Here is a 13768-nt window from a genome sequence, read left to right as displayed (position 1 = left end):
CAAGGGAATCACCTTAGCGCCCGTTCAAGAGCTTGTCTTGGAAGAACCCGAAGTGGTGCGACGGGCGAACTCGGTGGGTGTGAGGCCACACAGCGAGCGGAACTCGCTGACCAGATGCGACTGGTCGTAGAAGCCGCAGTCGGCAGCCAGTTCCGCCCATTTCGTCCCCGGTTGCTGGCGCAACGTGCGCAGCAGGTGATGCAGTCGGGCGAGGCGCCCCACCGCCCGGGGCGACAGACCCACCTGATCGTGGAACAGCTGCTGCAGTCTTCGTTCCCCGACGCCTATGGATTCGGCCACGTCGCGCACGCTTGCCCGATCGCCTGCGGCCGTGATTCGCTCAATGGCGGGCAACACCGGCGTGCCCTCCTGCGCGCGCCCCGTCCGAAGCCCCCTGAGCAACGAGGCCCACAGCACAGCGGCGCACGAACTCGCGTCGGGGGCTGCCAGGACCTGCTCGGAGAACGCCGCGCCTTCGGGGCCCAGGAGGTCCCGCAGCGGAACCGACCTGCCCGTGAGCTCTCCCGCTGGCAGCCCGAACAGCGCCATCGTGGCCCCCGGCTGCAAGGTGAGGGACAAGCCGTGCATCTCGCCACGAAGCGGCACCATGGCGGGCGCTGTCGATGCGCCGACCATCAGGGCAGACGGTGCTGCGCCGTGGCCGCCAACCGGCGACGCCAGATGGACGATCAGGCGAACCGCGCCATCGGGCAGGACGCGCTCCCAGACATCGTGGTGCTCTGGGAAACGCTCGCGATACTCCAGTCCGTGCGCAACATGCCGGCGCAGGGCCAACGGTACCGGCAGGGAGCGCAGCGTGTCGGCGGGCGCCATGGACTCCGATCCTTGAAGGAGATCCTCTTGGAGGCGAAGGAACAGGCGTTCGGTCATGGTGCAGCGAATATGGCGTTAATCTCCTTCAGGGCGACGCACTGCTCCGTGCAGGCGGCTTCCCTGGCGCATCAAAAGCAGGACACATGGACATTACATACCGGCTCAACCATTCGCTCAATCCACAGGACGTGGCGCGCGTTTTCAACAGCTCCGGCATCCGCAGGCCCACCGATGACCTGACGCGCATTGCCCTCATGTTTGAAGCGCCAGGGCTCATCCTTTCCGCCTGGGACCAGGATCTGCTCGTGGGCGTCAGCCGGTCACTGACCGACCATGCCTACTGCTGCTACCTGTCCGACCTCGCCGTGGCCCGGGAATACCAGGGGCGCGGCATCGGAAGGGAACTCATCGCGCGCACGCGAGGCGCTCTCGGCGATCACGTCACCCTCATTCTCCTGTCTGCACCAGAAGCGATGACGTACTACCCGCAACTCGGCTTTGAGCACGCCGACAACGCATTCATCATCCGGCGCAGCCGGTGAAGTGGATGAGGCGGCTCCAGTGCCTCACGTAGCTCAGGCCTTCACTTCGACCACCTGTTCGAAACCGCCAAAGATCATGCGCTTGCCGTCGAAGGGCATGGGCGGGTTGCCGGGGTTGGACGGGTCCATGCGCGGGTCTTCCATCATCTTCTTCATGCCCGCGTCGCGGGTGGCCTTGTCCGGCCATTCGACCCACGAAAAGGCCACCGTTTCCTCGGCCGTGGCCTGCACTGCGCGGCGGAAATCGGTCACTTTGCCATCGGGGACGTCATCGCCCCAGCCCTCGATCACCCGGATGGCGCCCAGTTCGAGGAAGATGGGGTCGAGCTGGCGGGCGTGCTCGATGAACTTCTGCTTGTTGGCGGTAGGAACCGCGATCACGAAACCGTCGATGTAGGACATGGGGTTGCTCCTGTTGGGTTGAGGTGGTGGCGCGCCGATTTTGAGCGCCACTACCCTGTCGACGAACGACAGCCAGCCAGATCGACATCGGCAACCCCGGGGAATACCCTCAAAAAACCACAGGAATCCGCATGCCCCGTCTGTTTTCCAACCGTGATCGGCATTTCGATCTCGGCGTGTTGCCCACCGAACTGCTGTCGCGTGCCGCTGTGGATCCGGTCCCGGGCGCACGCCAGCCCGAGGCCGCAACGCCTCCGGGGCCCGATGCGGTGCTGGCGGCGCTCCCCGAATACAGAGCGCTCTTCGCCGCCCATCTGGATGGAGCGACGGCGCCTGCGCGCGCGCCCGTGCCCGATGATCTGACGACACGCTCCCGCAACCTCAAGGCGTCTGCCTACTTTCTGGAGTGCACGCTCGCCGGTGTCTGCGGTATCGACTCGCACGACTGGCTGCCGTCAGATCCTTCGTCCCACACCCATGCCTTCGTGTTCCTGATGGAGTTCAGCCGCGAACCCAAGCCAGGCGAGCCGGGCGCCGAATGGATCGTGGGCACCCACGCGGAACGCACCGACCTGCGCTGCGCCGAGGTGGCGGCGGTGATGGCGGGCTACATCCGCGCGCTCGGCTGGTCGGCGCGCGGGCACGTGGCCGGTCATACCGATCTCGACCTGGCTGCCCTGGCCCAGCGTGCCGGCGTGGCCAAGGCGGTGGACGGGGTGCTGGCCATGCCGTATTCGAAGCGCGGCTTTCGCGTGGGCGTTGTCACCACCGACTACCCGCTGGCCGTGGATCTGCCCATCGCACCGGATGCCTCCCTGGCCTGGCCAGATTCCGACACCTACATGGGCGCCCTGGGCACGCGGCCTGGCTTCGAAGACGATGAGCTGGCGCGCCGGCCGGTGCACATGGGCCGCTACGAGATGGAGCGCATCCGCCGGGTGGACGAACCCACCACGCTGCTGCTGCGCGACGAGATTCGCCGTGTGCCCAAGCGCGCCGATCTGTTCACCCGCGCCCTGGCCGGCGACCTGGGCGAAAAAGCCCGCATCGAGCGCACCCGCTTTGCCGTGAAGCACCCGCTGGCCTTTGCCATGACGCCGCTGATCCGTGCCTTGGTGCCACTGCAGGGCACACGCGAGCCCTTGCAGCCCACCGGCCTGGGCGGTGACCTCTCGGACCCGCAGCGCAACGCAAACGCCATCAAGGCCCTGGCCCATGTGCTGGGCGCCGACCTGGTGGGCATCTGCGAAGCCGAGCCCTGGATGTACTACTCCCACGACGAAGTGGAAGGCCGCCCGATCGAGCCCTACCACCGGTACGCCGTGGTGATGCTGATGGACCAGGGCTTCGAGACCATGGAGGGCGCCTCGGGGGACGACTGGATCTCGGGCGCGCAATCGATGCGCGCCTACCTGCGCGGCGCCACCATGGCCGGCGTGATGGCCGCGCACGTGCGGCGCATGGGGTATTCAGCGCGCGCGCATTCCAACGCCCACTCCGAGCTGCTGCACCTGCCCGCCGTGTTGATGGCGGGCCTGGGCGAGTTGTCCCGCATCGGCGAGTTGATCCTCAACCCTTTCATCGGCCCTCGCTCCAAGTCTGTATTGATCACGACAGACCTGCCGCTCGCGGTGGACAAGCCGATCGATTTCGGCCTGCAGGCCATGTGCAACCTGTGCATGAAGTGCGCGCGCGAGTGCCCCTGCAACGCCATCCCTTTCGGCCCCAAGGTGATGTTCAACGGCTACGAGATCTGGAAGCCCGACGTGGAGAAATGCGGCAAGTACCGGCTGACCAACATGAAGGGCTCGGCCTGCGGTCGCTGCATGAAAACCTGCCCCTACAACCGCGAAGACCTGGTCGAATCCGAGCGGCTGCTGTGGCTGTCGATCGAGGTGCCATCGTCGCGCCGCCAGCTCATCGAGCACGACGACGCCACCGGCGGCGGCCAGCGCAACGCGGTCAAACGCTGGTGGTTCGATCTCGAGATCGTGGACGGCATGGCGGTGAAGCCGCCGGGCGGCGTGAACGAGCGAGACCTGGACCCTTCGCGCACCGACAAGCTGGCGCGGGCGCAGAAGCTCGCGTTCTTCCCGCCAGAGCTGCAGCCACCGGGCGGCACCACCTTGCAGACGGTGGCGCCCCTGGATCGCCAGGCGGGCCTGGGGGCCTATGCGGCGGCCGAGTCACCGCTGGCGGCTCGCCGGCGGCGGGGCAAGGGCGCGGCAGCGAAGTGATCGAAGCGAGGGCGCAATTGTCGCCCTCCCTGCTTTCTTTACGCGTATTCCTTGCGAAGATGCTTCGCCGCCGCCACCATGTTTTCCAGTTTGCCCTGCGCCACCTCTCTGGGCAGGTACTTCATGCCGCAATCGGGCGCCAGGATGATCTGCTCGGGCTTCACGTGGGCCAGTGCCTTGCGCACGCGATCGGCAATCACCTCGGGCGTTTCCACATTCAGGTCGGAAAGGTCCAGGCAGCCCAGCAGGAACTGCTTGCCTTCCAGTTGCCGCAGCACCGACGTGTCCAGATGGGACTGCGCGGTTTCGAGCGAGACCTGCTTGCAACGGCATCCCGAGAGCTCGGGCAAAAAGGAATAGCCCGTAGGCCGCTCGTGGATGATGGCGGCATAGCCGAAGCAGATGTGAACGCAGGTGGTGCCCTGCACGCCGTCGAGCGCGCGGTTGAGCGCGGCCAGGCCGTATTGACGGGCCTTCTCAGGCCGGGCCTGCATGTAGGGCTCATCGATCTGCACCACGTCCGCGCCCGCGGCAAACAGATCCTTGATCTCTTCGTTCACGGCGGCCGCGTAGTCCATGGCGGCTTCTTCTTCGCTTTTGTAGAAGTCGTTCTGCGCTTGCTGGAGCATAGTGAACGGGCCCGGCACGGTGATCTTGGTGAGCAGCTTGGTGTGCTTCTTCAAAAACTGCAGGTCGGCCACCTCCACCGCGTGCTTGCGCCGGATCTTGCCCACGATGCGCGGCACCGGGTTGGGGTGACCTGAGCGGTCCAGCGCCGAGCCCGGATTGTCCAGATCCACACCCTCCAGCGCGGTGGCGAAGCGGTTGGAATAGCTCTCGCGGCGGATCTCGCCGTCGGACACGATGTCCAGCCCCGCGTCTTCCTGCAGGCGAATCGCAATGAGGGTGGCGTCTTCCTGCGCTTCGGCCAGATAGGCCTCTGGAATGCGCCACAGCTCTTTGGCCCGAACCCGGGGCGGGAACCGGCCGGCCAGCTTGGCGCGGTCGATGAGCCAGTCGGGCTGAGGAAGACTGCCGACGACGGTGGTGGGGAACAACATGGATACACCTTTCAATGGGGGAATGGCTGATCGCGGCACATCGTACCGCTTGATACCCATGGGGGGTATTGGTACCTTTACCCGCCCACACGAGCCAGCACCCCGGCTTCGCCAGACCCGTCGATATACTGCGCCGGTCACGTCACACAAAGGCGTGATCGGGATTGGCGTCCCGTTGAAGTCCTGTGGTGAGAACCACAGTCTGTCGCAGGAAACCTTGCGGCTTTCTCGCTCGTGCCTCCATGTTTTATGGCGGCTCGGATGGGGGGCCGCAAGGCCCACCGGTTCCGCGAGGACTTCCCGGCACGCCAACCCGTTCGAGCCGCCGCCACCGATTGGCGTCGAAGGCGGCGGTTGTTGCAAAACCGAAGTCCAGGGAGGCCCGATATGGCCATGTTCGAAACTGAAGTTGCGTCCATTCGAGACGATGGCGCTCTACCCATCAATCCCCAACTCGTGATCCTGGCCACTCAGGCCGCCGATCAGGCATCACTGCTCGCCGTCATGGTGCTGGCCTACACCGCCATGGAAAAGCTCATGACGCACGAAGACGATGCGCTGGAGCGTTCGACTACGCGATCAGCGTTGGGATCGCTGATGCGGGCGCTCAATGGGGAGATGGAATCGCAGGTGGAAAGGCTCGTGAGCCTCACCTCGGTTATTTGCACTCATGTCACCGATCGAACGGATTGAGTGCGAGGAGTCAGAAATTTCTAGTGGCGAGACTGGGAGCTATCGGCGCATTTATGGAACGGCCGCTCAAGACTGAATGGAGTCATTCGAGCCCGACGCGCGGAGAGCTCGGATTCGCAATGCCGGACATTCGATGGCCGTCGCTCCGAATGACCGCTTTGCGGGTCTGGCGTTCCTCAACCTGGCGCTGGTCCGTCCCGCCCAACGCTTAATCACGTCTACATTAATCGGATATGAGCGCCGCCCTCCCTCTCGTTAGCCCGGTAGCCGCGACCACCTCGATCGACAAGCGCAAGATCCGTTTCCTGCTGCTCGAAGGTATCGACCCCTCGGCCACCGCCACGCTGCAAGCCGCCGGCTACAGCCAGATCGAAAGCCTCGCAGGCGCGCCTTCCGAAGTCGTACTGCGCCAGAAGCTTGCGGACGTGCACTTCGTCGGCATCCGCTCGCGAACACAACTCACGGCCGAAGTGCTGGCCCATGCGCCCAAGCTGATCGCCATTGGTTGCTTCTGCATCGGTACCAACCAAGTCGATCTGGTGGCGGCGCAACAGCGTGGCATAGCGGTGTTCAACGCACCGTTTTCCAATACCCGGTCGGTGGCCGAGCTGGTACTGGGCGAAGCGATTCTGCTGCTGCGCGGTGTGCCCGAAAAAAGCTCGGTGGCTCACCGCGGTGGTTGGCTCAAGACGGCGCGCAATGCCCACGAGATCCGCGGCAAGACACTGGGCATCGTGGGCTACGGCGCCATCGGCTCACAACTGTCGGTGCTGGCCGAAGCGCTGGGCATGAAGGTGGTCTTTGTCGACGTGCTGAGCAAGCTGCCGTTGGGCAATGCCCGCCAGTTGACCACCCTTGCCGAACTGCTGGGCGCCGCCGACGTGATCAGCTTGCACGTGCCCGAGAACGCCAGCACCGAATGGCTGATCGGCGCGCGCGAAATCGCGCAGATGAAGCCCGGCGCGGTGCTCATCAACGCCTCACGCGGCCGCGTGGTTGAGATAGAGCCTCTGGCCGCCGCGCTGCGCGAACACCGCCTGGCCGGGGCCGCCATCGACGTTTTTCCAGAAGAGCCGCAGAGCAACGACGATCGATTCGAGTCGCCGTTGCGCGGCCTGGACAACGTGATCCTGACTCCTCACATCGGCGGCTCCACGCTGGAGGCACAAACCAACATCGGGCACGAAGTGGCGGAGAAGTTGGTCCGGTACAGCGACAACGGCACCACCACATCGTCGGTCAACTTCCCCGAGGTCGCGCTGCCCGCCCACCCCGGTAAGCGCCGCCTGCTGCACGTGCACCGCAACGTGCCCGGCGTGCTGTCGGCCGTGAACCAAGTGTTCGCCGACAACGGCGTCAATATCGCCGCGCAGTACTTGCAGACGCGCGACGACCTGGGCTACGTGGTCATCGACGTCGACGCCGTGCACGCCGACGCAGCTCTGTCCGGGCTGGCCGGTGTCACCGGCACCTTGCGCACCCGCGTGCTGTTCTGATGTCAGACCGACCATAGGCAGTAGCGGGGCCGGTGTTTGCCCGGTTTGGGATCTACAGGGCCGCCAGGTCGGCAACCTGAAACTCATTGTCCAGCACTGAAATCGCCATTGACCTGCTCGGCGCATGAACTGCCGCTGCCGTCGCCTCAGACGCTGCGGCGAACCATCATTTCCTTGATCTTGCTGATGGCACCCGCCGGAACCAAGCCCTTGGGGCACACATCGACGCAGTTCAGGATGTCGCGACAGCGAAACAGCCGGAAAGGGTCGTTGAGATCGTCGAGGCGTTCGGCGGTGGCCGTGTCACGGCTGTCCGCCAGGAAGCGGTAGGCCTGCAACAGTCCAGCGGGCCCGACGTACTTGTCCGGGTTCCACCAGAAGCTCGGGCACGCCGATGAGCAACAGGCACACAGGATGCATTCGTACAAGCCATTGAGCTCTTCTCTCTGCTCGGTCGACTGCAGGCGTTCCCGCTCGGGGGGCGGTGTCAGGTTGATGAGGTAGGGCCGGATCGAGTGGTACTGCTTGAAAAAGTCGGTCATGTCCACGATCAGGTCGCGGATGACCGGCAAGCCCGGCAGGGGTTTGAGCGTCACCACGCGCTGCAGCGACTTCATGTTGGTGACGCACGCCAGCCCGTTCTTGCCGTTGATGTTCATCGCGTCTGAGCCGCAGATGCCTTCGCGACAGGAGCGCCGAAAGGACAGGCTTGGGTCCATGGCCTTGAGACGCATGAGCACGTCCAGCAGCATGCGGTCGCCCGGGCTGACTTCGAGTTCAAGCGTCTGCACATAGGGCTTGGCGTCGACATCCGGGTCGTAGCGGTAGATCTTGAAGGTGTGCACGGGTTTTTCAATGGAGGTCCAGGTGCTCACCATTGGGGCGCTCCTCGAAAGTCAATTCCGCGTTCCCTCAAGAGCAAGAGGGGTCAGCGGGTGGTGAATGTTGACGAGTCGTGCGCCGCTGGTCCGTACGGTGCCGAACTTATGACGAGGGCTTGGAGGTCAAGCTGGATCACCCCTTGTGCGCCTCATCGCTTCAGCTCCGACAGCTTCGAAGCGACCTTGCTCCATGCTTCGGCGTCCGGCAGCGGCAGCTTGGTCCGCACGATGGGCTTCCATTCGCGCGCGAGCTCGGCGTTCAGGGCTGTGAAGTGCAACTGATCGCTCGGCACATCCTCTTCGGCGTAGATGGCACTGACCGGACATTCCGGGACGCACACGGCGCAGTCAATGCAGTCGTCGGGGTCGATGGCGAGGAAGTTGGGCCCTTCGCGAAAGGCGTCCACCGGGCACACATCCACGCAGTCGGTGTACTTGCAGCGAATGCATGATTCCGTGACAACAAAGGTCATGGACTCAGCCGTCCTTTCCGTCGAGGCGGGTCGTCAGCAGCCAGGGTGAGAACACCATCAGGTACAGGGCAAACGCCATGCCCCATGCGGCTGCGGCGACCACCAGCCAGATGACGAGATGCTGCGGCGCCAGCAGAGGAAGCAGTACCCGCGACACGGCAGCGCAGGCCACCAGCAGGTAGGCAGCCACCTCCAGCTTTGAGGCTTGAAGTGGACGCCCGGTATGCCCGCGTGCGGTTCGGGTGATCATGCCGATGATGAGCCCGCCTGTGGCACCCACCGCGAGGGCGTGGATGCCGGACGAGGCGCCCACCACGTCGAGTTGGGAGAGTGCGAGCAACGCGAGGCCGATGGGCAGCCAACCATACGCCAGATGCAGCACCCAGAGAATCGGTCGCGAGCGGGTGCGCAGCGGTTCCCAACGCAACAGGCGGAGGACATGCAGCAATGCTGCAGCAACGAGCGCCGTGGCGCTGAGAACGTTGGCGGGAACCAGCACCCACGAGGTCAGCGCAATGGCCGTGGTGCCCAGTGTGGCCTGCTCCAACCAGGCAGGCACCTTCAACCGCACGCCGGGCAGCGCCGACTGGGTGAATGCCGGGATCACCCGCCCGGCGATCACGCACTCAATCATCACGACCAGCGCCAGTGCTCCGTGCAATGCGCGGACCGGCTCAAGTTCGATGAGCCCGCTCACTGCGCCGTGAAACGCGGCGTTGGTCAGGGCCAGAAGCAGGAGGATTGCACCCAAGGGCAGGTTTCGCCCCCCGCCCGCACGCAGGAGCACCGAGATGAAGATGGCGCCCACCAGCGGCAACAACAGCAAGTCGAGCACCGCATAGACCCCATAGGGTGCAAAGACCGCCGCCAGTCGGGCTGCCAGCCACAGGCCCGCCAGCGCCGCCAGCACGCAGCCTCGAGGCGTTTCCAGGCCTGTCCAAGCCTTCCCGGCCGTCAGCAAGAAACCGACGATGACCGCCACCGCGAAACCGAACAGCATTTCATGGGCGTGCCACAGCACGGGAGGGATGGTCAGATTCAAGGAAACCCGACCCAACAAGACGGCAATCCACAACGGGACGGCCAGCATGCCGTAGGCCGCAGCACCCAGGTAGAACGGCCGGAACCCAAGTCGCAGCAATGGCCATCCCTGGAGCGACGGCACGGAGGCAGATGCAGAGCGCATGGTCGAAGAGGGGCTCAGCAGCAGCTCGACCGCGCCGGTTCAAACTGAGGGAAGAGCTGGTTGTTCTCGAGGTGGATGTGGGCAATCAGGTCTTCGGCAAACTGGTCGACGCCCGCGTACAGGGCGCGCCAGGTATTGCACGCGCCTCCGGGAGGCTTGGCGTCGTGCGTCAGCACCATCAGGCGCTCCAACTGTTCGCCGTGGCTGGTGTGTTCCTCGCGTATCACGCCGATGGGATGCACCGCCATGCCACGCCCGCCCATCTTCAGCATGGGGAACAGAATGTTCTCTTCCTTGGCCATGTGTTCCAGCATCTCAGTCTCGATGACCTCCAGGTGCTTGGCCAGACCCGTGGGCACATCGGGGTGCTCGCGGTGCACCGCTTCCACCCGGCGCGCCATGCGGATCAACTCGGGCAACTGTTCGCGGTGCACCGCGTGGTAGCGGGTGAGGATGTGTTCGATCATCTCGGCGGGGGCCTGCGGCAACACGGGCGCGTCCTGGCGGTCCAGCTGGGCGAGCTCGGCCAGCACCGCGTCCACGTCGAGGCCCTTGTTGTCACAGGCCTGCTGCAGAGCGATCTGACCGCCACAGCAGAAGTCGAGCTTGTGGCGGCGGAAGATGGCCGTGGAGCCGGGCAGGTCGACGGCGATTTGTCCGATGGGCTGGCTGGCGCGTTTCAGGGTGTCTGCAGGGGCAAAGGCGGTGTCCATCGCATGGGTCCTTTAATATTCATATCGAATGAACATATTAATGCATAAAATGCACCCGATACGAATATTCAAGCCGTCCAGAAGGACATCGGTCTTGAGGAGGATGCACCATGCGATTGACCCAATGGACCGACTACAGCCTGCGCGTGCTGATGTATTGCGCCGCCAGCGAACAGCGCGAGCAACCCGCCACCGTGGGCGAAATCGCTGAGGCGCACGGCATCTCGCGCAGCCACCTGACCAAGATCGTGATGACGCTCTCCGGCCAGGGCCTGCTGGAAACCACACGCGGACGGGGCGGTGGCCTGCGCCTGCTCAAGCCTGCGAACACCATCGTGCTGGGCGAGGTGGTGCGCCAGTCCGAGAGCGACTTCACCTTGGTGGAGTGTTTTGACGCCGAACACAACACCTGCCGCCTCGACGGCCATTGCCGCCTGAAAAGCGCGCTGCGCGAGGCCATGGATCGCTACCTGGAAGTGCTCGACGGCGTGACGCTGGCCGACCTCGTTGCGCCCGCACCGGGTGCACGCGGCGCCCAGCGGGTGCGCCTGGTGCCCGGCCTGCCGCGTCCGCCCGAGGCAGCAGTCCGTCGCTCCCGGGTATCTGCCGGAGGCGAAAGCCGCTAACCTCCGACCATGGTGTCCACCGCCTCCCTCTCGACCAAGCTGGTGCGCATCGGCGCCGGGCTGCTGCTCGTCGCGCTCGCGTCGATCGGCCTCACCTTGTGGGTCACCTGGCAGCTCGAAGGCGGCGCGGCGGCGGTGAACGAAGCGGGGCGGATGCGCATGCAGACCTGGCGGCTCACCAGCGTGGCGCAGGCCGTGCCCCCACCTGGCGAGATGACGGCGCTGGTGCAGCAGTTTGACCAGAGCCTGGTACTGCTGCGCCAGGGAGATGCCAGCCGCCCGCTCTTCGTGCCTTGGGACGACGCAGTGGCCCGCGAGTTCGCCACGGTGGAGGCCCTGTGGCAGAACCAGCGCCCGCTGTGGCTGCAGGTCACACCGCCCGAACCCGCGCAGGCGCTGGCCGCGGCCGACACCTTTGTGGAAGCCATCGACGCCCTGGTGCTCGCGATTGAGCACCAGCTCGCGGGCTTCACCGCCATCCTCAACCTCTTCCAGTTCCTCATGATGGCGCTGGCCATTGCGGGTGCAGTGGTGATGCTCTACACCGGCTACATGTACGTGATCAACCCGCTGGCCCACCTGCGCCAGGGCCTGCGCCGGCTGGAGTCAGGCGACTTCAAGGCGCGTGTGGAGGTTGAGACACTCGACGAATTCGGTCAGGTGGCCGGAGGCTTCAACCGAATGGCGGCGACGCTGCAGTCGATGTACGCCGGGCTGGAGAGCCAGGTGGAAACCAAGACGCACCACATCGAGGCGCAGCGCGCACGGCTGGAGACCTTGTATGAGGTGAGCGCCTTCATGGCGCATGCCGGCAGCATCGAAGAACTCTCGCGCGGTTTTTCCCAGCGCGTGCGCGCGGTGGTGAAAGCCGACGCGGTGGCGGTGCGCTGGAGCGACGACGCCAGTCAGCGGTACCTGATGCTCGCCTCCGACTGTTTTCCGCAGGAGATGGTGGAAGAGGAGCGCAGCCTGCTGGCCGGGGCCTGCGCCTGCGGCAACCTGCAGCCCGACGCGAGAACCCGCGTGATTCCCATCCGCAGCCACGACGAGCTGGAAGTACGCCACTGCGTGCGCGCGGGGTTCGAGACGCTGGTGAGCGTGCCGGTGCGGTTGCAGCAGCGCCTCATCGGCGAGGTCAATCTGTTCTACCGCTCGCACACCAGCCTGAGCGCGGGCGAGGCCGAGCTGCTCGACGCCCTGGCCAGCCATCTGGCCAACGCACTGGAGAGCCTCCGCGCCTCGGCGCTGGAGCGCGAAGCTGCGGTGGGGGAGGAGCGTGCGCTGATCGCGCGAGAACTGCACGACTCCATCGCGCAGTCGCTGGCCTTTCTCAAGATCCAGGTGCAGTTGCTGCGCAACGCGGCAAGCAAAGGCCAGGACGCGCGGGTGATGAGCACGCTGGACGAACTCGACGAGGGCCTGCGAGAGAGCATCAACGATGTACGCGAGCTGCTGATGCACTTCCGCACCCGCACCAACACCGACGACATCGAACGTGCCCTGCAGGAGACGCTGCAGAAGTTCCAGCACCAGACCGGCCTGCCCGCCAAGCTGCATGTTGAAGGTCACGGCCTGCCCCTGCCGGCCGACGTGCAGGTGCAGGTGCTGCACGTGCTGCAGGAGTCGCTGTCCAACGTGCGCAAGCATGCTGGGGCCCGCCATGTGCAGCTCGACGTGATCAAGGGCGCGCACTGGCGTTTTCGTGTGCGCGACGATGGCGCGGGCTTCGACACGCTCGACACGCCCGACGAATCCCACGTGGGCCTGAAGATCATGCGCGAGCGTGCCGGCCTCATCGGAGCGCGGGTCGACGTGAGCTCCGACCCAGGCCAGGGCACCACCGTGACCCTGACCCTGCCACTCCACCCGATGGCGGCCAGCCCGGCCGCCGCACCCGCCGCCGAACACAGCGCCCCATGACCGACACGTCTGCCCGCCCGATCCAGTTGCTCGTCGTCGACGACCATTCCCTGTTCCGCCGGGGGCTCATGGCCCTGCTCGCGCAGGACCCGCGCTTCGAGGTGACCTGTGAGGCGGGCGACGTGGGCGAAGCGCTGCGCTGTGCGGCCCGCCGGCGGCCCGATGTGATCCTGCTCGACAACCACCTGCCGGGCGTGCTGGGGGTGGACGCCATCCCTGCGCTGCGCGAGGCCGCACCGGGCAGCCGCGTGCTCATGCTCACCGTGAGCGAGAACGAGGCCGACCTGGTGGCTGCGCTCAAGGCCGGTGCCGACGGCTATCTGCTCAAGACTGTGGAGTCACACCATCTGTGCGAAGCCATCGTCAAGGTGATGGACGGTGAATCGGTGGTCAGCCCCGAGATGACGACCAAGTTGGTGTCGGCCCTGCGTGCGCAGCCGCCCGTCAACGGCGCCGTGCCCGACGCGCCGGTGTCCACCGCCACGGCCACTGCGGGCGCCGAGCTGGCATCGCTGTCGGTGCGTGAACTCGAAATCCTGCATTTGATCGCACGGGGTGACAGCAACAAACACATTGCCCGCCAGCTCGACATCGCCGAGACCACGGTCAAGATCCACGTGCAGCACATCCTGCGCAAACTCCACCTCACCTCGCGTGTGCAGGCAGCGGTGTTCGCCGCCCGACACGCTCAATAGGGGAAGAAC

General features: G+C 65.4%; 14 protein-coding genes. 7 read left to right on the top strand and 7 right to left on the bottom strand.

What is annotated here, in order from left to right:
* Positions 1–24: 24 nt before the first annotated feature.
* Positions 25–891, bottom strand: coding sequence for a helix-turn-helix domain-containing protein (locus ACTIEY_RS02620; RefSeq protein WP_439517544.1), 867 nt, complete (start codon positions 889–891; stop codon positions 25–27).
* An 86-nt stretch (positions 892–977) separates the two neighbouring features.
* Here ACTIEY_RS02620 and ACTIEY_RS02615 point away from each other — a divergent pair, with 86 nt between their 5' ends.
* On the top strand, positions 978–1376 hold the full coding sequence (locus ACTIEY_RS02615; protein WP_439517543.1) for a GNAT family N-acetyltransferase: 399 nt from the start codon (positions 978–980) through the stop codon (positions 1374–1376).
* A 33-nt stretch (positions 1377–1409) separates the two neighbouring features.
* Here ACTIEY_RS02615 and ACTIEY_RS02610 read toward each other — a convergent pair whose 3' ends face one another.
* Positions 1410–1778, bottom strand: coding sequence for a DUF1428 domain-containing protein (locus tag ACTIEY_RS02610; protein WP_439517542.1), 369 nt, complete (start codon positions 1776–1778; stop codon positions 1410–1412).
* A 131-nt stretch (positions 1779–1909) separates the two neighbouring features.
* Between ACTIEY_RS02610 and ACTIEY_RS02605 the strand changes: the two genes are divergently transcribed.
* On the top strand, positions 1910–4015 hold the full coding sequence (locus ACTIEY_RS02605) for a Fe-S protein (protein ID WP_439517541.1): 2106 nt from the start codon (positions 1910–1912) through the stop codon (positions 4013–4015).
* 38 nt (positions 4016–4053) lie between these two features.
* Here the strand turns inward: ACTIEY_RS02605 and ACTIEY_RS02600 are convergent, their stop codons facing one another.
* A complete protein-coding gene (locus tag ACTIEY_RS02600; RefSeq protein WP_439517540.1) occupies positions 4054–5076 on the bottom strand; it encodes a uroporphyrinogen decarboxylase family protein in 1023 nt (340 codons plus the stop codon).
* Between the two features lie 387 nt (positions 5077–5463).
* On the opposite strand from ACTIEY_RS02600, the gene ACTIEY_RS02595 reads away from it, so the two are divergent.
* Positions 5464–5769, top strand: a complete 306-nt coding sequence (locus ACTIEY_RS02595; RefSeq protein WP_439517539.1) for a hypothetical protein — start codon at positions 5464–5466, stop codon at positions 5767–5769.
* 233 nt (positions 5770–6002) lie between these two features.
* Positions 6003–7265: a phosphoglycerate dehydrogenase gene (gene serA / locus ACTIEY_RS02590; RefSeq protein WP_439517538.1), complete on the top strand. Its 1263-nt coding sequence runs from the start codon at positions 6003–6005 to the stop codon at positions 7263–7265.
* 146 nt (positions 7266–7411) lie between these two features.
* On the opposite strand, the gene ACTIEY_RS02585 is transcribed toward serA, so the two are convergent.
* From ACTIEY_RS02585 to ytfE, 4 genes are all read right to left on the bottom strand, one after another.
* Entirely contained in the window at positions 7412–8143 is a 732-nt protein-coding gene (locus ACTIEY_RS02585) for a succinate dehydrogenase iron-sulfur subunit (protein WP_439517537.1), read from the bottom strand.
* Positions 8144–8295: 152 nt separating this feature from the next.
* Positions 8296–8619, bottom strand: coding sequence for a ferredoxin FdxA (gene fdxA, locus ACTIEY_RS02580; protein ID WP_439517536.1), 324 nt, complete (start codon positions 8617–8619; stop codon positions 8296–8298).
* A gap of 4 nt (positions 8620–8623) precedes the next feature.
* A complete protein-coding gene (locus tag ACTIEY_RS02575; protein ID WP_439517535.1) occupies positions 8624–9805 on the bottom strand; it encodes an NnrS family protein in 1182 nt (393 codons plus the stop codon).
* A 14-nt stretch (positions 9806–9819) separates the two neighbouring features.
* Positions 9820–10518, bottom strand: a complete 699-nt coding sequence (gene ytfE / locus ACTIEY_RS02570; protein WP_439517534.1) for an iron-sulfur cluster repair protein YtfE — start codon at positions 10516–10518, stop codon at positions 9820–9822.
* Positions 10519–10628: 110 nt separating this feature from the next.
* On the opposite strand from ytfE, the gene ACTIEY_RS02565 reads away from it, so the two are divergent.
* Genes ACTIEY_RS02565 through ACTIEY_RS02555 form a run of 3 tightly spaced genes read left to right on the top strand, consistent with a single transcriptional unit; the run spans position 10629 to position 13759 of the window.
* Entirely contained in the window at positions 10629–11144 is a 516-nt protein-coding gene (locus tag ACTIEY_RS02565; protein ID WP_439517533.1) for an Rrf2 family transcriptional regulator, read from the top strand.
* Positions 11145–11153: 9 nt separating this feature from the next.
* A complete protein-coding gene (locus ACTIEY_RS02560; protein WP_439517532.1) occupies positions 11154–13064 on the top strand; it encodes a type IV pili methyl-accepting chemotaxis transducer N-terminal domain-containing protein in 1911 nt (636 codons plus the stop codon).
* Positions 13061–13759: a response regulator gene (locus ACTIEY_RS02555; RefSeq protein WP_439517531.1), complete on the top strand. Its 699-nt coding sequence runs from the start codon at positions 13061–13063 to the stop codon at positions 13757–13759. The genes ACTIEY_RS02560 and ACTIEY_RS02555 overlap by 4 nt, the downstream gene beginning before the upstream one ends.
* Positions 13760–13768: the final 9 nt, after the last annotated feature.

The sequence above is a fragment of the Hydrogenophaga sp. genome (assembly GCF_051858985.1).
GTDB lineage: Bacteria > Pseudomonadota > Gammaproteobacteria > Burkholderiales > Burkholderiaceae_C > Hydrogenophaga.
Note: the sequence above shows the minus strand (reverse complement) of the source record. Positions and strands in the feature narration are given on the sequence as shown.

Coding starts and splice junctions, on each gene's coding strand:
- ACTIEY_RS02620 (WP_439517544.1), bottom strand. CDS start 891: ATGACCGAACGCCTGTTCCTTCGCCTCCAAGAGGATCTCCTTCAAGGA.
- ACTIEY_RS02615 (WP_439517543.1), top strand. CDS start 978: ATGGACATTACATACCGGCTCAACCATTCGCTCAATCCACAGGACGTG.
- ACTIEY_RS02610 (WP_439517542.1), bottom strand. CDS start 1,778: ATGTCCTACATCGACGGTTTCGTGATCGCGGTTCCTACCGCCAACAAG.
- ACTIEY_RS02605 (WP_439517541.1), top strand. CDS start 1,910: ATGCCCCGTCTGTTTTCCAACCGTGATCGGCATTTCGATCTCGGCGTG.
- ACTIEY_RS02600 (WP_439517540.1), bottom strand. CDS start 5,076: ATGTTGTTCCCCACCACCGTCGTCGGCAGTCTTCCTCAGCCCGACTGG.
- ACTIEY_RS02595 (WP_439517539.1), top strand. CDS start 5,464: ATGGCCATGTTCGAAACTGAAGTTGCGTCCATTCGAGACGATGGCGCT.
- serA (WP_439517538.1), top strand. CDS start 6,003: ATGAGCGCCGCCCTCCCTCTCGTTAGCCCGGTAGCCGCGACCACCTCG.
- ACTIEY_RS02585 (WP_439517537.1), bottom strand. CDS start 8,143: ATGGTGAGCACCTGGACCTCCATTGAAAAACCCGTGCACACCTTCAAG.
- fdxA (WP_439517536.1), bottom strand. CDS start 8,619: ATGACCTTTGTTGTCACGGAATCATGCATTCGCTGCAAGTACACCGAC.
- ACTIEY_RS02575 (WP_439517535.1), bottom strand. CDS start 9,805: ATGCGCTCTGCATCTGCCTCCGTGCCGTCGCTCCAGGGATGGCCATTG.
- ytfE (WP_439517534.1), bottom strand. CDS start 10,518: ATGGACACCGCCTTTGCCCCTGCAGACACCCTGAAACGCGCCAGCCAG.
- ACTIEY_RS02565 (WP_439517533.1), top strand. CDS start 10,629: ATGCGATTGACCCAATGGACCGACTACAGCCTGCGCGTGCTGATGTAT.
- ACTIEY_RS02560 (WP_439517532.1), top strand. CDS start 11,154: ATGGTGTCCACCGCCTCCCTCTCGACCAAGCTGGTGCGCATCGGCGCC.
- ACTIEY_RS02555 (WP_439517531.1), top strand. CDS start 13,061: ATGACCGACACGTCTGCCCGCCCGATCCAGTTGCTCGTCGTCGACGAC.